The 22271-nt window shown below is 64.8% G+C and carries 14 protein-coding genes; 10 read left to right on the plus strand and 4 right to left on the minus strand.

Annotation, left to right across the window (positions count from 1 at the left end; translation table 11 throughout):
• Positions 1-3: 3 nt before the first annotated feature.
• On the minus strand, positions 4-621 hold the full coding sequence (locus ABIC75_RS08220; protein ID WP_354013359.1) for a LysE/ArgO family amino acid transporter: 618 nt from the start codon (positions 619-621) through the stop codon (positions 4-6).
• 136 nt (positions 622-757) lie between these two features.
• On the opposite strand from ABIC75_RS08220, the gene ABIC75_RS08225 reads away from it, so the two are divergent.
• The gene (locus tag ABIC75_RS08225) at positions 758-1657 is read left to right on the plus strand and encodes a LysR family transcriptional regulator ArgP (RefSeq protein ID WP_354013360.1); all 900 of its coding nucleotides are present in this window, start codon (positions 758-760) and stop codon (positions 1655-1657) included.
• Between the two features lie 73 nt (positions 1658-1730).
• On the opposite strand, the gene sucD is transcribed toward ABIC75_RS08225, so the two are convergent.
• Positions 1731-2606: a succinate--CoA ligase subunit alpha gene (sucD, locus tag ABIC75_RS08230; protein WP_354013361.1), complete on the minus strand. Its 876-nt coding sequence runs from the start codon at positions 2604-2606 to the stop codon at positions 1731-1733.
• 14 nt (positions 2607-2620) lie between these two features.
• Positions 2621-3784 (minus strand): ADP-forming succinate--CoA ligase subunit beta, encoded by a 1164-nt coding sequence (sucC, locus tag ABIC75_RS08235; protein ID WP_114824085.1) that lies wholly within the window; start codon positions 3782-3784, stop codon positions 2621-2623.
• Between the two features lie 298 nt (positions 3785-4082).
• Here sucC and ABIC75_RS08240 point away from each other — a divergent pair, with 298 nt between their 5' ends.
• Positions 4083-5726 carry a sensor histidine kinase gene (locus ABIC75_RS08240; protein ID WP_354013362.1) on the plus strand — a complete coding sequence of 548 codons (1644 nt, stop codon included), beginning with the start codon at positions 4083-4085 and terminating at the stop codon, positions 5724-5726.
• Between the two features lie 98 nt (positions 5727-5824).
• Here the strand turns inward: ABIC75_RS08240 and ABIC75_RS08245 are convergent, their stop codons facing one another.
• Positions 5825-6778: a LacI family DNA-binding transcriptional regulator gene (locus tag ABIC75_RS08245; RefSeq protein WP_354013729.1), complete on the minus strand. Its 954-nt coding sequence runs from the start codon at positions 6776-6778 to the stop codon at positions 5825-5827.
• A 404-nt stretch (positions 6779-7182) separates the two neighbouring features.
• Here ABIC75_RS08245 and pgmB point away from each other — a divergent pair, with 404 nt between their 5' ends.
• The 8 genes from pgmB (at position 7183) to ABIC75_RS08285 (ending at position 22267) form a co-directional block, all read left to right on the plus strand.
• The gene (gene pgmB, locus ABIC75_RS08250) at positions 7183-10260 is read left to right on the plus strand and encodes a beta-phosphoglucomutase (RefSeq protein WP_436407895.1); all 3078 of its coding nucleotides are present in this window, start codon (positions 7183-7185) and stop codon (positions 10258-10260) included.
• A 64-nt stretch (positions 10261-10324) separates the two neighbouring features.
• Entirely contained in the window at positions 10325-12868 is a 2544-nt protein-coding gene (locus tag ABIC75_RS08255; RefSeq protein ID WP_354013364.1) for a TonB-dependent receptor, read from the plus strand.
• 92 nt (positions 12869-12960) lie between these two features.
• Positions 12961-14223 carry an MFS transporter gene (locus ABIC75_RS08260; protein WP_354013365.1) on the plus strand — a complete coding sequence of 421 codons (1263 nt, stop codon included), beginning with the start codon at positions 12961-12963 and terminating at the stop codon, positions 14221-14223.
• The gene (locus tag ABIC75_RS08265; RefSeq protein WP_354013366.1) at positions 14220-15671 is read left to right on the plus strand and encodes a sulfatase family protein; all 1452 of its coding nucleotides are present in this window, start codon (positions 14220-14222) and stop codon (positions 15669-15671) included. The genes ABIC75_RS08260 and ABIC75_RS08265 overlap by 4 nt, the downstream gene beginning before the upstream one ends.
• A gap of 42 nt (positions 15672-15713) precedes the next feature.
• A complete protein-coding gene (locus ABIC75_RS08270; RefSeq protein ID WP_354013367.1) occupies positions 15714-17963 on the plus strand; it encodes a glycosyl hydrolase family 95 catalytic domain-containing protein in 2250 nt (749 codons plus the stop codon).
• A 58-nt stretch (positions 17964-18021) separates the two neighbouring features.
• Positions 18022-19716 (plus strand): trehalase family glycosidase, encoded by a 1695-nt coding sequence (locus ABIC75_RS08275; protein ID WP_354013368.1) that lies wholly within the window; start codon positions 18022-18024, stop codon positions 19714-19716.
• Positions 19713-20780: an alpha/beta hydrolase gene (locus ABIC75_RS08280; protein ID WP_354013369.1), complete on the plus strand. Its 1068-nt coding sequence runs from the start codon at positions 19713-19715 to the stop codon at positions 20778-20780. Before ABIC75_RS08275 ends, ABIC75_RS08280 begins: the two co-directional genes overlap by 4 nt.
• A gap of 77 nt (positions 20781-20857) precedes the next feature.
• A complete protein-coding gene (locus tag ABIC75_RS08285; RefSeq protein WP_354013370.1) occupies positions 20858-22267 on the plus strand; it encodes a sigma-54-dependent transcriptional regulator in 1410 nt (469 codons plus the stop codon).
• Positions 22268-22271: the final 4 nt, after the last annotated feature.

The raw sequence follows: 22271 nt of genomic DNA on the forward strand, positions 1-22271 counted from the left end.
GGTTTACTTCACCGGCTGACAGAGCAACACCGCGGCCAGCGTCAACATGAAGGCGGCCACCGCCACATCGAACACGCGCCACGCCAACGGGCTGCGGAATACCGGCAGCAGCAGACGCGCGCCATAGCCCAGCGAGAGGAACCACACCACGCTCGCGGTGGACGCGCCTGCGGCGAATATCCAGCGCGCGTTGCCCTGGTAATGCGTGGAAAGACTGCCGAGCAGCACCACCGTATCGAGGTAGACATGCGGATTGAGCAAGGTGAAGGCCAGGCACGCCAACACCACGCGACCGCGACTCATCACGCCGTTGCCTTGCGGCTGCAGGCCACTCTCGCCCTGCCATGCTCGCCGCAAGGCCAGGAAACCGTAGGCCGCCAGGAACGCCGCACCTGCGAAACGCAGCCACTGCAATAGACCCGGATGCTGCTGCACGGCCAGGCCCATGCCCGCCACGCCGAGCAGGATCAGGCTGGCGTCCGCAAGAATGCATACGGCCACCACCGAGCCGATGTACTGGCGCTGCAGGCCCTGCCGCAACACGAAAGCATTCTGTGCGCCGATGGCGATGATCAGGCCTGCGCCGGCGGCGAGGCCCGCCAGGTACGCGGTCAATTCCATGGGCTGTCCTCCAAAAAGACGTCCATTCTGGGGAGGATATTGAATTCAGTAAAACTAAATATTCTTAACTTCATTCAGTTCTACTAATCTTCCTGTCGGTGCGCCGCGTGCGTGATTCGCCTGGAAGGAGGGTTCGATGAGCCTGCTCAATCCCCAGCTCGCCGCCTTTGCCGCCGTGCTCGACGAGGGCAGTTTCGATGGCGCCGCCCGGCGGCTTTCGCTCACCCCTTCTGCTATTTCACAACGGATCAAGGCGCTGGAGGACCGGCTCGGGCAAGTGTTGATTCTTCGGCGCTCGCCCTGTGAAGCCACCGAGGCCGGCGAACGCCTGCTGCGCAGCGTGCAACAGATGCGCCTGCTGGAAGACGAAACCCTCAAGGACTTCCACGTCGATGCTGATGCCTCGCGGCCGACCACCGTCGCCATCGGCGTCAACGCCGATTCGCTGGCCACATGGTTCCTCGTCGCGCTCGCGCAATTGCACGACCGGCATCGCCTGCTGTTCGATGTGCGCGTGGAGGACCAGGATCACTCCACCAACCTGCTGCGCGACGGCTCGGTGCTCGGCGCCATCACGGCCGACGCGCAGCCGGTGCAAGGCTGCAGCGTGAAGAAGCTAGGCGTGATGCGCTACCTGCCAGTGGCATCGCCGACCTTCATTGCACGTCATTTCGCCAAGGGCGTGAATGCGGAATCGCTGGGCACAGCGCCGATGCTGGTGTTCAACCGCAAGGACGCCCTGCAATGGCGCTTCGTCCATGGCGTGACGCGCGCCAGACTCGCTCCGCCAATGCACTACGTGCCCTCCTCCACCGCCTTCGTCGAAGGCGCCGAGCTTGGGCTAGGCTGGGCCATGGCGCCGGAGTCGATGCTGACCAAGACGTTTGCGGAAGGCCGGCTCAAACCCATCGCGGCCAACCGCTGGCTCGACGTGCCGCTCCATTGGCAGCACTGGTCGATTCGCTCCGCCACGTTGTCGACGGTAACGGACACCTTGCTCGATGCCGCGCGCAAGGGACTCCGCCAGCATCGCTAATCCATCGCTCTTGGCACAAAGAAAAAGGGCCGCATCGCTGCGGCCCTTTTCATGTCGGTCATGAAAACCCGACTTACTTCTTCATCAGACCGGCGAGGGTCTTGCCGAGGTCGGCCGGGGACTTCACCGTGGTGACGCCTGCCTTCTCCAGCGCGGCGAACTTCGCCGCTGCCGTGCCCTTGCCGCCCGAGATGATGGCGCCGGCATGGCCCATGCGCTTGCCCGGAGGAGCCGAGGCGCCAGCGATGAACGAGACCACCGGCTTGGTGACGTACTCGCCGATGAACTCGGCGGCGTCTTCTTCAGCGCTGCCGCCGATTTCGCCGACCATGATGATGCCTTCGGTCTGCGGATCGTCCTGGAACAGCTTGAGGCAGTCGATGAAGCTCAGGCCGTTGATCGGGTCGCCGCCGATGCCGATGACCGTGGACTGGCCCAGGCCTTCGTTGGTGGTCTGGAACACCGATTCGTACGTCAGCGTGCCGGAGCGCGAGACGATACCGACCTTGCCCGGCATGTGGATGTGACCCGGCATGATGCCGATCTTGCACTCGCCCGGGGTGATGATGCCGGGGCAGTTCGGTCCGATCAGCACGGTTTCCGGATGCTGTGCCAGCACGTTCTTCACGCGCAGCATGTCCAGCACGGGGATGCCTTCGGTGATGGCCACGATCACCTTGATGCCGGCGTCGATGGCTTCGAGGATCGAGTCGGCTGCGAACGGCGGCGGCACGAAGATGACGGACGCATCGGCGCCGGTTTCATCGACGGCTTCGGAGACCGAGTTGAAGACCGGCAGGCCGATGTGCTCGGTGCCGCCCTTGCCCGGGGTCACGCCGCCCACGACCTTGGTGCCGTAATCCAGCGCCTGCTGCGCGTGGAAGGTGCCCTGCTGGCCGGTGAAGCCCTGCACGAGGACCTTGGTGTTCTTGTTGACGAGAACGCTCATGGTTCAGTTGCTCCTCAGGCCTTGGCCGCAGCCACGGCTTTCTGCGCCGCATCGTTGAGATCGTTGGCCGGCGTGATCGCCAGGCCGGAGTTGGCGAGCAGTTCGCGGCCCAGCTCCACGTTGGTGCCCTGCAGGCGCACCACCACGGGGATCTTCAGACCCACTTCCTTCACGGCCGCGATGATGCCTTCGGCGATCAGGTCGCAACGCACGATGCCGCCGAAGATGTTGACCAGGATGGCCTTCACCTTGTCCGACGAGAGGATGAGCTTGAACGCCTCGGTGACGCGTTCCTTGGTAGCGCCGCCGCCGACGTCCAGGAAGTTGGCCGGCTCACCGCCTGCCAGCTGGATCACGTCCATGGTGGCCATGGCCAGGCCTGCGCCGTTGACCATGCAGCCGATGGAGCCGTCCATCGTCACGTAGTTGAGGTTGTGCTGCACGGCAGCCGCTTCGGCCTGGTCTTCCTGGGTCAGGTCGCGCATGGCGGCCAGATCCGGGTGGCGGAACTCGGCGTTGTCGTCGGAGTTGACCTTGCCGTCGAGGGCGGCGAGGTTGCCGTCTTCGAGGATGGCGAGCGGGTTCAGCTCGACCAGGGACAGGTCCTTTTCGTTGAACAGCTTGTACAGGCCCAGCATGATCTTGGTCAGCTGGCCGACCTGCTTCGCATTGAGGTCCATGGCGAAGCCGAGCTGGCGGCACTGGTACGGCTGCAGGCCTTCCACGAAGTCCACCACGATGGTGTGGATGTCTTCCGGCGTGTCCTTGGCGACCTGTTCGATGTCCACGCCGCCGTGCTTGGAGGCAATGAACGAGATCGACTTGGAATCGCGATCCGTCAGGATCGACAGGTACAGTTCCTTGGCGATGTTGGTCGCGTCGGTGACCAGCACCAGGTTCACCGGCAGCGCACGGCCGGCCGACTGGTAGGTTTCCATGTTGGTGCCCAGCATGCCCTTGGCAGCTGCGCGCACGTCATCGAGGCTCTTGCAGAACTTGACGCCGCCGGCCTTGCCGCGGCCGCCTGCGTGGATCTGTGCCTTGACCATCCACTGCGAACCACCAAGGTGCTTGGCGGCGTCGACAGCGGCATCGGGAGAGTTGGCGACCTTGCCCGGCGGCACGGCGATGCCGTACTTCGCGAACAATTCTTTGGCCTGGTACTCGTGGAAATTCATGGATACCTCGAGAGTACGGGGGAACATGACGGCCGGCCGGTTGTGGGAGACCGGACGGTCAGGGGAACGACGGCGGTACGAGCGCTGCCGGATGCAGTGCGCCGCCGCCTGCCTGTCGACATGACGAAAACCGCGCAATACGGCCCGGTATTTTCGCAGCAGCGGCTCCCGATGGAAAGGGGCGGCCTGACCGGAGCCGGGGCCGGTGGCCGCTGGCGGCCGGTGCGCACAAGCCGCGAAAGCCCCGTCTATACTGGTTCGGCCCGCCTTCCGGCCGACTGAAAGAGAGCCCGCCCAGGTGTCCAACACCGTGCAGCCTGCGTACCCCACCGCCCGCCCGGCTCCCGAAGCGGCGCGCCACGAGCTCCTGTTCCTCAACTGTTTCCGCCTGGCCCAGGCCCTGGTCTACATCGGCCTGGCGCTGAGCCCTAGCACCTTGGGCTGGCCCAAGCTGGCCGACGTGGGCCTGGCCCGCGGCGTGGCCGTGCTGTTCCTGCTGTTTGCGCTGGGCATGCTGTCGCTGACCCGTCGGTCCACGCCTTGGCTGCGCTGGACGGTATCCGGCGCCCTGGTGGTGGATATCATCGCCGCGGTGCTGGCCATCGTCACCATGCACGACGCCCGCATCGGCATCGCCATGATGCTGGCGGTGAACCTGGCGGCCGGCGCGCTGATCCTGCCGCTGCGCCTGTCGTGCTTCTTCGCGGCGCTGGCCACGCTGGGCGTCATCGGCCATTCGGTGCTCGAAGCCCAGGCCCAGGGCGGCATGGACCGGGAGCTGCTCGAATCGAGCCTGTTCGGCCTCGCCTATTTCGCCATCACCATGCTGTGCTACGTGCTGAGCCGGCAGATCCGCGCCAGCGAAGCGCTGGCCGAACAGCGTGGCGTCGACCTGGCCAACCTGGCGCAGGTCAACGAACTGATCATCCGTCGAATGAAGACGGGTGTGCTGCTGGTGGACGATGCCAACCGCATCCATCAGATGAACGAATCGGCCTGGATGCTGCTGGGCAACCCTCCCGCGGATCAGCGCGACCTGGGCCGCGTGGCCTCGGAACTGTCGCGCCGCCTGTACCATTGGATGACCTCGGGCAAGCTGGACGAATCGGCCACGCAGCTGGCCGACGGCGTGCCCGAAGTGGTCCCGCGCTTCACGCGACTGGCTCCGAATGACGACTCGCACGTGCTGATCTTCCTTGACGACACCTCGCTGGTATCGCGTCGTGCGGAAGAACTCACGCTCAGTTCGCTGGGTCGCCTGTCCGCTTCGATTGCGCACGAAATCCGCAACCCGCTGGCTGCCATCCGCTACTCGGCGCAGTTGCTGGCCGAGTCGGAAGACCTGCCGCCCACCGATCAGCGCATGGTGGAGATCATCAACAACCACTGCGTGCGCTTGAACGAGATCATCGAGAACATCCTGCAACTCTCCCGCCGCGAGCGCTCACGGCCGGAAACGCTTGACCTGGGCACCTGGGCCAACCAGTTCGTGGACGAATACCGCCAGGGCAACGACCTGGGCGAGGACTCTCTGCGCGTGATCCAAGCCAGCACGCCGGTAGCGGCGGTGGCCGATCCACAGCAGTTGCAGCAAGTGGTGTGGAATCTCGTGCAGAACGCACTGCGTTATGGCCGCATGCCCGGCGAGCCCGCGCGCGTGATGGTGGTGGCGCGTCATGGCGAGCACGGCGTGCCCATCCTCGAAGTGATCGATCGCGGCCCCGGCATCGCGCCCAAAGTGGCCGCACAGATCTTCGAGCCGTTCTACACGACGCACGAATACGGCACCGGTCTTGGCCTCTATCTCGCGCGCCAGATGAGCGAAGCGAACCAGGCCTCGCTGGAATACGTGCGCGTGGCGGGCGGCGGCAGCTGCTTCCGCCTGGTGCTGACGCCGGCGCGCGTGGGCAAGGCGACGGGGGATGCCGCGGCGGCGGGGTAAGAGCGAGAAGTGAGGGGAGATGAGTGAGAAGTGAGAGAAGGAAATGTGGCGGGTGCGAGCCCTATCGCTTCTCGTTCCTCTTCACTTTCTCCTGCAACTCACGTTTCGCGGACGATCAACTCGACCGGCAGCGTCTCCGACTGCTCGGGTTGGTCGCCTATCAACGCCAGCACCTTGCGCGCCAGCAGCGTGCCGCCTTCCTGCCAGTCCTGCCGCACTGAACTGAGCGGCGGCAGGAAGCTCGCGGCCAACGGCATGTCGTCGTAACCCACCACCGACACATCATTGGGCACGGTGCGGCCCAGGGTGTTGAGCGCGCGGATGGCGCCCATGGCCAGCAGGTCGCTGCAGGCGAATACGGCATCGAAGGGCACGCCGCGATCCATCAGGGAATGCATGGCGTCACCGCCCGATGCCAGCGTGAATTCGTCGCGGCGGATCAACAACGGCTTGATGCCGTGCGCCGCCAGCGCATCCACGAAACCGTTGAGGCGCTCGAAGATCTCGGGGTGGTTCGGGTTGCCCACGAACACGGGATTGCGGCGCCCCAGGCGGATGAAATGTTCCGCCACCACGCGGCCGCCCTGGCTGTTGTCGCTGCCGACCACGATGTGTTCGTCGCCCGGCGCACCCCACACCACCATCGGCAGGCCCAGCTTGTCGAAGCGGCGCACGGCGTCCTGGCGCGAACCCTGGCCGAGCAGGATCAAGCCATCAGCCGCCTGCACCGCCGCCGCCGTGGCACCTTGCCGGGTGGTGAGCAGCACGCTGTAACCGTGCGCGGTCAATTCCTGGGAAATGCCGCCCAGCAGGATCAGCGGATAGGGATCGAGCATGGTGCGGTCGTGGGAGGGTTTCATCTCCACGATCACCGCCACCGTGTGGCTGCGGCGCAGGCGCAGGTTGCGCGCGCTCACGTTGAGCTTGTAGCCCAGTTCGTGGGCAAGCGCCTGCAGTCGCTCGCGGGTCTCGCGATTGACCAGCGGGCTGTCGCTCAGCGCCCGCGAAATGGTGATCTTGGATACCCCGGCCATCTCTGCCAGATCCGCCATGGTGAGACTGGCGGAAGGCGCGGCGACCGGGCGATTCTTTTGGTGACGACTCAAGACCTGACCCCAATGTCTTGTGAGCGGCCGCGCAATTTCCCGCGCGACGGCCAACCTTGGCAAACGCGGACAGTGTCGCGGTTTGCGACATCAACGTCCACGCCGCATGGGCGTAGACACCTCCTCGCTTTGCCACCCCATTCGCACGTTTATTCCACAAGATCCTGCGGACTCGCGACGCACCACCAATGATATCGATACCAAGTGCGTAAATGTTGTGTCGCAGCAAATGTTATCGATATCTTGATATCGATAACATTTGCTGCGAAGCTCCGCCCGCACACCAAGAAGCCGGGCCGACCGACTCGATCTGACGGCCGCCCATAAAGCCAAAAAATAAAGCGGAGAGAGTGACGTTGGACCATCAAGAAACGGCGCAGGCCCTGCCGCCCCTTGGTCGTGCGTGGAGCGACCCCTGGGTAGTCACCCGTCAAAGCGCCGATCCCGCCGCCTTTGCGCAGGACGAAAGCCTGTTCGCCCTCTCCAACGGTGCACTGGGCGTGCGCGGCGGCCTGGAAGAAGGCGACAGCCCCAGCCAGGCCTGCTTCCTGGCCGGCGCCTGGGAGCGCACGCCGATCGAATACCACGAGCGCTTCCCCGGATTCGCCGCCCACACCGACACCCGCATTCCCGTCGCCGACGGCACGCGCATCCATCTGCGCCTGGGCGACACGCCGGTGCGGCTTGGCGAAGGCGAATGGCAGCACTTCGAACGTGCTCTCGATCTGCGCACCGGTAGCTACCGTCGCCAGCTGCGCTGGCGTTCGCCCGACGGCGCGACGTTGCTGATCGATGCCGAACGCATCGTCAGCCTCCATAGCGCTGCCCTGCTCGCCATCCGTTACCGCGTGCAATCGGTCGACTACTCCGGGCCGGTGACGCTGGAGTCCTCGATCAGCACGGCGCGCAACGCGACGGAACAAGGCGACGATCCGCGCATCGGCACTCGCGTGGACGGCGGCCTGGCCACCATCGATGCCGTCGCCGGCGACATCCTCGCCCACGTACTGCAGCGCACCGCACACAGCGACATCCGTGTGGCGTGCATGCAGCAGCACGCGATCATCGACGACAGCCTGGACTTCCGCCTCGCCAACCTTGCCCACCATGGCGTGCTGCAGGTGTTCGAAGGTGAACTGGCGCCGGGCAAGTCGGTGACATTCGAGAAATACGTCGCCTACGCGTGGAGCCAGCCCGGCGGCAGCGATACCGATGCCCAATTGCTTGCACGCACCGAAAGCGCGCTTTCCGATGCCCGCGAGAAGGGTTACGACGTACTGCTGGCACAACAGGCCCAGGCATTGGCCCAGTTGTGGCAGAACGCCGACCTCGCCATCGAGGGCGACCCGGCCACGGAGCAGGCGCTGCGTTTCAACCTGTTCCACATCTTCCAGTCGAGCAGCCGCGACGGCCAGGGCAGCACCGCCGCCAAAGGGCTCACGGGCGAAGGCTACGAAGGTCACTACTTCTGGGATGCCGAGGCCTTCATGCTTCCGGCGATGGTGGCGGTCGCGCCCGACGTGGCGCGCAGCATGCTCATGTATCGCCACGGCACGCTGGACCGCGCACGTGCCCATGCACGCGAACTCAACCACGCACGTGGCGCGCTGTACGCGTGGCGTACCATCAGCGGCGACGAATGCTCCGCCTATTTCCCCAGCGGCTCGGCGCAGTACCACATCAATGCCGCGGTGGCCTGGGCGATCCGCCACTACGTCGATGCCAGCGGCGATGACGCATTCCTGCGCGACGTCGGCGCCGAGATGTTGTTCGAGACGGCACGCGTGTGGCTGGACATCGGCCACTTCAATGCGCGTCGCGGTGGCGCGTTCTGCATCCACGACGTGACCGGCCCCGACGAATACACCGCGCTGGTCGACAACAATCACTACACCAACCGGATGGCGCAACGTCACCTGCGCGATGCGGCCGCGGTGGCGCGCTGGCTTGCCGATACGGCGCCGGACAGCTTTGCGGAACTCGCACGCCGCATCGGCCTGGAACAGTTCGAGATCATGCAATGGCAGCGTGCCGCCGAGCTGATGTACCTGGCCGAAGACGCGGAGCTTGGCATCTTCCCGCAGGACGACACCTTCCTCGACAAACCGCGCATGCGGGCGCGCGCGGCGGGCGAAGGCAAGCGGCCGCTGCTGCTGGAACTGCATCCGCTCACCATCTATCGCCACCAGGTATGCAAGCAGGCCGATACGCTGCTCGCGCTGATGCTGGCCGGCGATGACGTGAGCACCGCCGCCAAGCGCCGCAACTTCGATTACTACGAAGGCGTCACGGTGCACGACTCCACGTTGTCCGCGTCCACCTTCGGCGTGATGGCGGCTGAAGTGGGCGAATCGGAGAAGGCGTGGCGCTACTTCCAGGACACCTTGCGCGTGGACCTGGACGACCTGCACGGCAACGCCGCACACGGCCTGCACATGGCGGCAATGGCCGGCAGCTGGCAATCGCTCGCCTGGGGCTACGGCGGCATGCGCGTGGTCGATGGCGAACTGCACCTGCGCCCGCAGTTGCCCGAGGCGTGGCAACGCTACCGCTTCGGCATCGCGTGGCAGCGGGCACACCTGCGCGTGGAGGTGGATCACGCCGGCGTGCGCTACACCGTGACGCGCGGCGACAGCGTGCAGTTCCGTCACGCGGGTGAGCATGTGCTGCTTCGCCATGGCGAATCGATGTCGATGCCGCATCGCTTGCCCAGCACAGAGGCACCACTGCAGGCAGTGATCTTCGACCTCGACGGCGTCATTGCGGACACGGCCGTGGTACATCGCGCGGCGTGGGAACAACTGGCGCACGACATCGGCGCACCGTTCGACGAAGACATTGCCGAACGCATGAAAGGCGTGGACCGCCGCGGCTCGCTGGAGATTCTGCTGGAACGTGCGCCGCACGCTTATTCCGAACGTGAGAAACGCGTGCTGGAGGATCGCAAGAATGGGTACTACGTCGCGCAGATCGAATGCTTCGGTCCCGGCCAATTGCTGCGCGGTGCACGTCGCGCCGTGGAAAGCGTCCGTACCGCGGGATTGAGCACCGCACTTGCATCGGCCAGTCGCAACGCACCGTTGCTGCTGGAGCGACTGGGCATTGCCGGCCTGTTCGATTACGTGGTCGACGCATCGCAGATCGCCCATTCCAAGCCGCATCCGGAAATCTTCCTGGCCGCGGCAAAAGGTTTGGGTATCACACCGGAAACCTGCCTCGGCGTGGAGGATGCCGCCGCCGGTGTCGACAGCATTCTTGCCGCCGGCATGCGTGCCGTGGGCGTGGGCGACGCGACGGTTCTTTCGCGCGCCGAGGACGTTTTGCCGGGTATCGACGCGTTCGATATCCAGCGCTATCTCAACAGGCAGCCGACCGACCGGGACATGTCGGCGGAAGTCGTGACGAACCACTGCTCAGGACCACTCTGACAGCGTGCAGTACCACTCCTAAGAAACACAAACGACAGCTTTTCTTTGATGGGGAGGAAACACCATGAACACGCAACGCATGACTCGTCGGCTGCTTGTCACCAGCATCGCCGCTTTACTCGCCGCCGGTTCGCTACACGCACAAGACACCACCTCAAACACACCGCCAACCGGGCCTGCCGCGCAGGGCACCGCGCCCACGCCACCACCGCCCACCCAGAAGAACGCCACCAACCTTGACCAGGTGGTGGTCACCGGCACCGCCGCCGCTGGCGGCTTGAAGAAGATCGACACGGCCTACTCGGTCACCGCCGCAACGCTCGACCAGATTCGCGAATTCAATCCCAAGAGCACGGCCGACCTGTTGAAGATGGCGCCGGGCGTGTTCCCGGAATCGTCGGGCGGCCAGACGGGCGCGAACATCGAAGTGGCCGGCTTCCCGGGCGGCGGCGATGCGCCGTTCGCGACGCTGCAGATCAACGGCTCGCCGATCTATCCCATGCCGACGCTGTCGTTCATGGAAAACTCCTCCATGTTCCGACTCGATGACACCATCGACCACGCGGAATTCGTGCTCGGCGGCCCGGCCGTGCTGTACGGCAACGGCCAGCCCGGCCTCACCGCCAACTTCATCCTGCGCGAAGGTACCGATCAGCCCAGCGGTGACGTTGGCGTCACCTACGGTTCGGAAGGCCTGGTGCGTCTGGACGGCTTCTACGGCTTCAAGATCGCCGATGGCTGGTACGGCAGCGTCGGCGGCTTCTGGCGCCAGTCCGATGGCGTGCGCGATCCGCAGTTCGACGCCGACAAGGGCGGCTCGCTCACCGCCACGTTGACGCACAACTTCGGCGACAGCGGCTCCATCATGTTCTACGCGCGCGACCTGAAGGATCACAACCAGTTCGTCACCGACACGCCCATCCTCAACCCGAGCCGTGGCCAGTTCGAGAACTACCCCGGCTTCGATGCGCTCACCGGCACCTTCGGCAGCAAGGCTGATCAATACGCCTTCCTGCAGACCACGCCCTGCAACACCGCGGGCTGCCAGCCGGCTGGCCAACATGTAAACCTCGCCGACGGCCGCGGCGCGGACGTGATCTCCGTGGGCGGCAACCTTGACCTGACCTTCGGCGACGGCTGGAACATCTCCGACAAGTTCAACTTCACCGGCGGCCAGATGAACACGGTCGCGTTCTTCAGCACGGGCGCCAACCCGCAGACGCTGGGCAGCTACATCGACGACCAGATCGCGGCCAACGACCTGCCGGCCGGCACCACTGCCACCGCCACCTACGTCAACAACGGCGGCGCGGCGGACATGAACCAGAACGTCACCACGCAGGGCTACTGGTACGTGCACAAGCGCATCCAGGGCGCGACGAACGAGTTCCATATCAGCAAGGACATCTTCGAAGGCAACACGCTGACGTTCGGCAACTACACCGCCGTCTACAACGACCACGACAACTGGCTGCTCGGCAACAACATGCTGCTGCAGGCCAAGAACAACCCGTATCCGATCGCCGTGACGCTGAGCAATGGTGACGTGCTGTCGAGCCCGGGCGGTTTCGTGAGCGGCCCGTCGACGGCGATCCGCGAAGCGTGGAACGGCTTCAACACCGCCTTCTTCCTCACCGATTCGTGGAAGGTCGACAAGTGGTTGTTCGACGTCGGCGTCCGCGAGGAACGCCAGGAAGCCAACGGTCGCATCCAGAACACGGCCACGGGCGATCTCGACAACAACCCGACCACGCTCTACAACAATAACTCGCAGTACCTCACCGGCGGCAACACGTACATCAACTACGCCAAGACCGCGCCCTCGTGGACCATCGGTGCCAACTACGAGATCCAGAGCAACATGAGCGTGTACGCACGCGTCAACGACGGCGTGCACTTCCCCGGCTTCGATGATTTGCGCGGCCTGCCCAGCCAGCCGATCAACAAGATCCACAACATGGAAGTGGGCTTCAAGTACCAGGCCGACTGGGTGTACGTCGACGTGAACGCGTACCGCAAGCTGTTCTACAACGTGCCGTACACGATTACGCAGGGCAACGGCCAGCAGTTCTCGTTCGACTATGGCTCGGCCACCAAGGGCATCAACTTCACCACGGTGCTGAAGCCGCTTCCCAGCGACAAGGGCTTCCAGATCGCGTTCAGCGGCAACTACATGGACGGTCACTACACGCACAGCGCCGCGTGCACGCCGTACCTGATGCAGAACGGAGACGAGGGTTGCGCCAGCCTCAACGGCATGCAGCTGCAGCGCCAGCCGAAGTTCCACGGCATCCTGACGCCCTCGTACCAGTGGCCCACCGGCTTCGGCAGCATGAAGCTGTGGCTGACCTACGAATACGTCGGCAACCGCTACGGCGACCTGATCGAGCAGCAGCCGCTCGGCCAGTACCACACGCTGGCGTTCGGTGCCACGGCCAACATCGGCGACAACTGGCAGGTTAACCTGCAGGGCACCAACCTCACCAATGAGATCGGCATCACCGAAGGCAACTCGCGCCTGTTCGGCTTTGCCAGTGCGGGCGGCGTGATCCTCGCCCGCTCGATCGAAGGTCGTGAGGTCAACCTGCAGGTCAAGTACAACTTCTAAGGCGTTTCACCAGAGCACTTCCCTCGACTGTCCCGGGCCGCCACGAGTGCGGCGGCCCGGGACCTTTTTAGAAACCTCATCACGAGGTGTGCATGAACCGGTTTCGCATGGTCGTCGCGCTGGCGTCGATTTACATGGTGTTTGCGATACTGCTCAACAGTGTCGGCACGGTGATCCTGCAGTCCATCCACACCTTCGGTATCGACAAACCGCAGGCCAGCCTGCTGGAGCTGTTCAAGGACCTGCCGATCGCCGTCACCTCGTTCCTGGTGGCGTCGTTCCTGCCGCGGCTGGGTTATCGCCGCGCGATGATGCTGGCGCTGTGCATCGTGGGTGGCGCCTGCGTGCTGATGCCGTTGTTCCCCAGCTTCCACACCACCGAATTGCTGTTCACCTGCGTTGGCGTGTCGTTCGCGCTGGCGAAGGTGTCCGTCTACTCCTCCATCGGCCTGCTGACCAACAACAAGGCCGAGCATGGCCGCCTCACCAACACCATCGAAGGGCTGTTCATGCTCGGCGTATTGGCGAGCGGCTGGCTGTTCAGTGCTTTCATCGACCACGCCCATCCGGCCAACCCGTCGTGGTTCAACGTGTACTGGGTGCTGGCCGTGCTGTGCTTCGGCACGGTGGCGCTGCTTTCCGGCGCGTCGCTTGATGAATCGGCGGCGCATGGCGAAGTGCGGCTGTCGATGGGTAACGCCCTGCGCGAGATGTACCGCCTGCTGATGCGCACGCTGGTGTATGTGTTCCTGCTCTCCGCCTTCCTCTACGTGTTGATCGAGCAGAGCTTCAGCACCTGGCTGCCCACGTTCAACAACGAGATCCTCAAGCTGCCGAATGCAATGAGCATCCAGATGGCGAGCATCCTCGCCGGCGCCACGGCGCTGGGTCGCATTATCGCGGGCCAGTTGCTGCGTCGGATGTCCTGGCATGTGCTGCTCAACCTGTGCGTGGTCGGCATGGGTGCGCTTATCCTCCTCGTGCTTCCGTTGGCGCGTCATGCGACGGTGGGTGCGGATGTGGGCTGGTCCAACGCACCGGTAGCGGCCTACCTGATCCCGCTGATCGGCCTGCTGATGGCGCCGATCTATCCGGTGATCAATTCGGTGGCGCTCAGCTCGCTGCCCAAGCCGGCGCATGCAGCCATGACCGGGCTCATCGTGATCTTCTCGGCGCTCGGCGGCACGCTGGGCTCGCGCATCACGGCCATCGTCTTCACCAACTTCGGCGGCATCCATGCGTTCTATTTCTCGCTGGTGCCGATGACGCTGATCCTGGTGACGCTGTTCTTCTTCAAGCGCGAAACCGATCGCTCCGCCACTCCCGCGCTGCTGGCGCCGGAGGGCGCGGCGTGAGCTTCACGCGTCGCCAGTTCCTGGCGTCGGGCGTGATGGCGGCGACGGCCGCGGTGACATCGAAGTGGACGGCAGACGCGGCCACGGGACAACAGGCCAAGGCGGCGCGGAATGTGCTGCTCATCGTGGCGGACGACCACGGCTATGACATGTCCAGCCTCGGCACCGCCGTGCACACGCCGACGCTGGATCGCCTCGCACGCGAAGGCACCTTGTTCACCGACGCCTATGCCTCGGTGTCCTCCTGCAGTTCGAGCCGTTCCACGCTATATACGGGCCTGTATTCGCATACCAACGGCATGTACGGCCTGGCGCATGACGTACACAACTTCTCGTTGCTGGAAGACGTGAAGACGCTGCCGTGGATGCTCAAGCAACACGGCTACGCCACCGCGCTGGTGGGCAAGCTGCACGTGAAGCCGGAAGCCGCGCTGGCGTACGACGCGTGGCTTTTGCCCGAGCAGGCTGGCAATCGCGACGTCGCCGCGATGGGACACGCCGCCGGGCAATGGATGCGTGCACAAGGCGCACGTCCTTTCTTCCTCACCGTGGGATACAGCGACCCGCACCGCGCGGGCGACCCTTCGCAGTTCGGCAATACGCGTGACTGGCCTGAAGTGAAGCGCATGCGCTATCGCCCACAGGACGTGACCATTCCCTCGCACCTGCCCGACCTTCCCGGCGTGCGCGAGGATCTGGCCCAGTACTACGAAGCCGTAAGCCGCATGGACAGCGGCGTGGACATCCTGCTGCGCGAACTCGCGGCGTCGGGCCACGCCGACGACACGCTGGTGATCTACCTCTCCGACAATGGCCGTCCGTTTCCCGGCGCCAAGGACAATCTCTACGTCGAAGGCATCCACCTGCCACTGATCGTGCGTGCGCCACATGCCACGCACCGTGGCGTCCGCAACAACGCCATGGTGAGCTGGATCGACATCACGCCGACCATCCTCGACTGGGCCGGCGTATCGCCGCCGCAGGGTTATCGCTATCTGCCGCTGCCGGGTCGATCGCTGTTGCCGATCCTGGAACAGACCTCGCCCAGCGGTTGGGACGAGGTGTTCGCCACGCACTCGTTCCATGAGATCGACCAGTACTACCCCACGCGCTCGCTGCGCACGCGGCGCTACAGCTATTTCCGCAACCTGCAGCCGAGCCTGCGCGTGCCCATTGCCAGCGACGTGGCGTTGTCGCCGTCATGGAAGGCCATCACGTCCACGCCCGGCGCTCGCCTGGGAAAACGCACGCTGGAAGCGTTCGAGCACCGGCCTGATGAAGAACTCTACGACCTGCAAGCCGATCCCGACGAAATCGTGAACCTGGCCAGGGATCCTGCGCACGCCGCCGCACTCGCCGACGTTCGCACGCAACTGGCGCGCTGGCGCACCGCCACGCACGATCCGTGGATGGCCGGCATCACCAATCCCTTTGGACCCGCGCGCTGAGCGCGCAACTTTTGAATGATGGAACGAGGAATACGCAACGCCATGACGCCCCTGCTACGACACCTGCCCCGCGCGGCTGCCTTCGGCCTTCTGTTTGTCGCCGCCCGCGTGAGCGCGGCCACCGATCCCAGCTTCGTGCTCACGGGCACGTCGGAACAGTTCGGCAGTTATTTCCCGAGCTATCTCGCCAACGGTTACTTCTCCACGCTTACCTCGGTACGCGGCACGGAGCCGACGATGGGCTACATGGTGGCGACCATGGACTATGCGAAGGACGATATCGCGCGCCCCGCAGCCATGCCCGGCTGGAACGAGATCGACTACAACCCGGGCGGCGGCTGGCTCAATTCCACGCGCGTGGCCAAGGAGATCTTCACCGACTACTCGCAGACGCTGGACATGTACGGCGCCACGCTGAGCACGAAGTACCGCTTCGCCTATGCCAACAAGGCCACCGATGTGCAGGTGACCACCTTTGTGAGCCAGGACGCCGGCCATCTCGCCGCCACGCGCCTCACCATCACGCCGCAGTTCGACGGCAGCGTGCAGCTCACGTTTCCGATCCGCCTGTGGTCGGAACACCAGCCACGCTTTCCCATCGGCAAGATGACGGGCGACGAGATGATCGCCGCCGTGATCGCCAGCGGACAGAACCTCGACAACAAACCCGTGCCCACGCCGGACCGCGCGGCGGTGTGGTATCCGGGCGTGGTGCGCATCGAATCCAACGGTGGCGACACCAAGACGCTCACGCTGTGGCTCGATGGCCGGGCCGAACAAGGTGTGGCCGTGGCGCAGGCGGTGGCCATCGAGCTTCCCAAGGGACTCGATGTCGAAGACGTACAGCTTGAAAAAAGTCCGTACAAGCTCTCGCTGAACCTCAAGGCCAAGGTGCACAAGGGCCAGAGTTACCGCTTCACCAAGTACATTGCCGCCTCGCGCGAAGGTTGGGGCGGCAATGCGCAGGCCGACCTCGCGCTGGCCACGCAGGCGCGCAAGACCGGCTTCGATGCCTTGCTCGCCAAGCACCAAGCGGCATGGCACACGCTGTGGAAGTCGGATATCCGCATCGATGGCGATGCCAAGGTGCAGCAGGCCGTGCATTCCGATCTCTATTACCTGCTGTCCAACACCACCGTGGGCACGAGCTGGCCGATGGGCGCCTGCGCGCTCACGCCGGGTTACGCCGGCCATGCGTTCTGGGACAGCGATTCGTGGGTGTTCCCCGCGTTGTTGCTGCTGCATCCGGAACGTGCCAAGCCCATCGTGATGTTCCGTCATCGCACCATCGGGCCCGCGCAGGAACGCGCAAGGCAGCACGGCGTAAAGGGCACGATGTATCCGTGGGAATCCGATCCGGAAACCGGCAAGGACTACACCCCGCACTTCGCCTACGGCGTGTTCCGCGAGGTCCACGTCAATGCCGACATCGCCATCGCGCAGTGGCAGTACTACAACGCTACGGGCGACGACGCGTGGCTCAAGCAATACGGCTGGCCGGTGATCGAGCAGGTCGCCACGTTCTGGGCCAGCCGCGTCACCTACGACAAGGCCAGTGACCGCTACGAGATACATCACGTCACTTCGCCCGACGAGGCCTATGACGACGTGCCGAACGATTCGTTCACCAATGCCGTGGCGCAGAAGGCGCTGCGCATCGCGGTGAAGGCGGCGAAGAAGGTGGGCGCACCGGCCGATCCGCAGTGGAGCGTGATCGCGGACAAGATGTATATCCCGTTCGACGATAAGAACCAGCGCCATCTCGACTTCGACGCCACCGTGCCGCACGACAAGATCACCTGGATGGGCTCGTCGCTGGCCTGGCTGATGTATCCCAACCTCGACCTGCCGATGACGCCGCAGATCCGCCGCAACGACTTCGACTTCCAGCTGCACGAGCTGAAGGAACACGGCGACGATCCGAACGAAATGATGATGGTGATGCTGGCCGTGGGTTCCGCCGAGCTGGGCGATGCCCAAGGCGCCAACGATTGGATCCAGCGCAACCTGGTCGGCTTCCTCAAGCCGCCGTTCAACGTGCGCACCGAAACGGTGGCGAACAACGCGGGTTACATCCTCGCCACGTCCGCCGGCTTCGTGCAGAGCTTCGTCTACGGACTCAGCGGGTTGCGCATCGACGACGATGGCCTCACGGAAGCCTATGCACCCTCGCTACCGTCCGCATGGAAGTCGCTGCAGCTCAAGGGTGTGCATTTCCGCGGCAAGCAATACGACATCACCGTGGAGCACGGCGCCGACGGCAAGGCACACCTGACGCGCAAGGCGCTTTGAGTTGCAACAGCGCCACGACGATGAAGCCCAACGATCACGCGACCACCCGGGAGCCGATATGACCCGCCAAGCCCACATGCCGTTCCTTCGTCCCCGCCTTGTCGCCGTCGCACTATCGTGCGCCGTCGCGACCTCGGCGTTCGCTGCCGGCACGCCCGATCCGGCCAAGACGCGCGCCTACATCGACAAGGCCTGGACCACGCTTACGCGCTCACAGGAAGACTGTGCGTCGCTGGTCGACACCAAGGTGGTCGGGCATCCGGTCCTGTACGTGCCTGCGGGGCAAGCGGTGCCGGAGGCGGTGACGGCCATCGGCAAGCGTTGCGGCATCGATGTGCGTCCGTTGCCGAAGAAGGTGGAACAGCTCGGCGACATCGATGCAACGAAACTTCCCCAGCAAGGCCTGCTTTATCTGCCGCATCCGTACGTGGTGCCGGGCGGCTTCTTCAACGAGATGTACGGCTGGGACAGCTATTTCATCCAGATCGGCCTGGTGGCCGACCATCGACTCGACCTGGCCAAGGATATGGTCGACAACGCGCTGTACGAGGTGGAGAACTACGGTGGCGTGCTCAACGCCAACCGCACGTATTACCTCAGCCGTTCGCAGCCGCCCTTCCTTACCGCGATGATGGCGGCGGTGCTGGACGATCCCGCCGCCTTCCCGAGTGCCGATGCGCGACGCGAGTGGCTGGCCAAGGCGTATCCGCTTGCGGTGCGCAACTACGAGATCTGGACGCGCCCCGAACATCGCGCGGGCGATACGGGGCTGGCGCGCTACTACGACCTCGGCAGCGGCCCGGTATTGGAAGCCAAGGACAGCGAGTACTACAAGGGCGTGATCCGCTGGTTGCGTGCGCATCCCAAGGACGATCCCGGCTATCTCATGAAGGCTTCCGAGCATCCCGATGATGCCGAGGCCGCGCGCCTGAAGGACGCGAGCTGCGATGTGCGTGCATCGAAAGTATGCGAAGGCGCATGGGTGGATGGTTACCGGCTCACCGCCGACTACTTCCACGGCGACCGTGCGATGCGCGAGTCGGGCTTCGACACCAATGCGCACTTCGGCCCGTTCGGCGGTTCCACGCATCACTACGCAGACGCCAGCCTCAACAGCCTGCTCTATCGCTACGAACGCGACCTGCACGACTTCGCCCTGCAACTGGGCAAGGCCGGCGAAGCGGATCGCTGGGCCAAGGCGGCGGAGGCTCGCAAGGCGGCGATGGACAAATACCTGTGGAACGCGCAGGCCGGCATGTATCTCGACTACGACTTCATCGCGGGCAAGCCATCGCCGTATCCGTACGTGACCACGTATTACCCGCTGTGGGCGGGCATGGCGTCGCCGCAGCAGGCCGCGGCACTGCGCGGCAACCTCAAGATCTTCGAGCGCAAGGGCGGGCTGAGCATGGACAACCGTGCGGCCGGCGTGCAGTGGGGCGAGCCATTCGGCTGGGCGCCGACCAACTGGTTGGCGGTGAAGGGCCTCGATGACTACGGCTTCCACGACGATGCACGCCGCATCGGCAGCAAGTTCGCCGGCACGGTGGATCAGGGTCTGGCCGACGACGGCACCATCCGCGAGAAATACAACATGGTGCTGGGCAACGCCGACGTCAAGGTGATGGCGGGCTACAGCGAGAACGTGGTCGGCTTCGGCTGGACCAACGGCGTCTGGCTGAAGCTGCACCAGCTGTTCGACGGTGCGACGAAGAAAGCCGCGCCCGCCGCCAAGACCGAGAAGACACCGTGAACGCGCGCGTTGCCGTTCGCCTTGCGCTCGGTATCGCGCTCCTGTGCGGCGCGCTTCACGCGCAAGATGCCAAGCCGACCGTGAGTGCGGATGGCAGCGTGCATCTTGGCAACATGACGCTGCCGTATTCGTCGGTGGCGTCGCCCGAAGCGCGCGCACTCTTTCCCAAAATGCTCGCCGCCGGCAGCAAGGCCCCGCCGATCACCGCGCCCATCGAGCAGAGCCGCGCGTTCTACGACCGCATGAACAGCGATCGCGCGCATCGCCTGATGGCGCTCTACCCGGTGAAGACGCATCGCGAAACCATCGCCGGCGTGGTGACGGACGTGGTGGAACCGGCCCAGGGCATTGCCCCTGAGAACCAGGGCCGCGTGCTGATCAACCTGCACGGCGGCGCTTTCCTGTGGGGCGCGCACAGCGGCGCGCTGGTGGAATCGGTGCCCATCGCCAGCCTGGGGCGCATCAAGGTCATCGGCATCGATTACCGGCAAGGGCCCGAACATGTGTTTCCGGCCGCCAGCGAGGACGTGGAGGCGGTTTATCGCGCGCTGCTCAAGCAGTACAAGCCCGCCAGCATCGGCATCTACGGTTGCTCGGCCGGTGGCGTGCTCACCGGCGAGGCGGTAGCGCGGCTGATCGCCGACAAGCTGCCTGTGCCCGGCGCCATCGGCACCTTCTGCGGTTCCCTGGTGGACATGGCCGGCGATTCCATGTTCGTGGCGCCGCTGCTCAACGGCGAGCCGGTGCCGGCCCACCCGCTGCGGCTGGGCGACCTGCCCTACTTCAAGGGCGCCGGTTTGACCGATCCCATGGTTTTTCCCGGACTTTCGCCGGAATTGCTGCGCCAGTTCCCACCCACCCTGCTCATTACCGGCACCCGCGACATGGCCCTCAGTGCGGTCGTCCGCAGCCAGAACCTGCTGAGCCAGGCGGGCGTGGCCACCGAGCTGCATGTCTGGGAAGGCATGTGGCATTCGTTCTTCTCGGACCCGGAAATGCCCGAATCACGGCAGGCCTACGAGACCATCGTGAGATTCTTCGACCAACATCTGACGCGCGGCTAGGCAATTCCGTATTTCAGTCTTTGCCCCCCGCGAGGGGGGCGGTTATCCTAGCCGTGTCCACAGCCAGCACTGACGACATGAGCCAACAGACCGTTCTGGTCATCGACGACGAACGCGACATCCGCGAGCTTCTCACCATCACCCTCGGCCGCATGGACTTGCTGGTGGATGCGGTGGGCACCGTGACGGAAGCACGACGCGCCCTCGCCGAACGGCACTACGACCTTTGCTTCACCGACATGCGCCTGCCCGACGGCACCGGCCATGAAGTGGTGGAGCTGATTTCCGCCGAACATCCCGACACGCCGGTGGCGATGATCACCGCCTACGGCAACGTGGACGCGGCCGTGAGCGCGCTCAAGGCGGGCGCCTTCGATTTCGTTTCCAAGCCGGTCGACATCCAGATGCTGCGCCGCCTCGTGCGCACCGCACTGCGACTGGCCGAGGAAAAGCGCAGCGGCCAGGCCGCCGCCAAGCCCGACGGCAACGAGCGCCTCATCGGCGACTCGCCGGCCATGCAGCAGGTGCGCGCCACCATCGGCAAGCTCGCGCGCAACCAGGCGCCGGTGTACATCGCCGGCGAATCGGGCGTGGGCAAGGAACTGGTGGCCCGCCTCATCCACGAACAAGGCCCGCGCGCCACCGGCCCGTTCGTGCCGGTGAACTGCGGCGCCATTCCCTCCGAACTGATGGAAAGCGAGTTCTTCGGCCATCGCAAGGGCAGCTTCACCGGCGCGGTGGGCGACAAGGAAGGCCTGTTCCAGGCCGCGCACGGCGGCACGCTGTTCCTCGACGAAGTGGCCGAACTGCCGCTGCACATGCAGGTGAAACTGCTGCGCGCGATCCAGGAAAAAGCCGTGCGCCCGATCGGCGCGCGCGAGGAAGTGCCGGTGGACGTGCGCATTCTTTCCGCCACGCACAAGAACCTTGCCGCGCTGGTGGAACAGGGCCAGTTCCGTCAGGACTTGTTCTATCGCATCAACGTGATCGAGCTGCGCGTGCCGCCGTTGCGCGAGCGCCGCGGCGACGTGCCGCTGCTATCCAACTTCGTGCTGCGCCAGCTCGCCAACAAGAGCGGCGGTGCACCCGGCCATCTGCTGCCCGCCGCGCAACAGGCGCTGGAAGGCTACGACTTCCCCGGCAACGTACGCGAACTGGAGAACATCCTGGAACGCGCGATGGCGATGTGCGATGGCGACCAGATCGACGTGAGCGACCTGATGCTGCCGCAGCGCACTCCGCGCTCGCCAGCCGAGACAGCGGTCCCCGCTTCCACGGCCACGCCTGCCGCGGAACCGGCACCGGTCGCAGTGGCGGCGGCGCCGACAGCCAGCGGCGGCCTGGACGACTACATCAGCAACCTCGAGCGCACGGCGATCATCAAGGCGCTTGAGGAGTCGCGGTACAACAAGACGGCGGCGGCGAAGAAATTGGGTATTACGTTTCGGGCGCTGCGGTACAAGTTGAAGAAGTTGGGTATCGATTGAGGGT

Origin of the sequence: Dyella japonica (assembly GCF_040545895.1) — a bacterium.
In the GTDB taxonomy this organism is placed as follows: domain Bacteria; phylum Pseudomonadota; class Gammaproteobacteria; order Xanthomonadales; family Rhodanobacteraceae; genus Dyella; species Dyella japonica_D.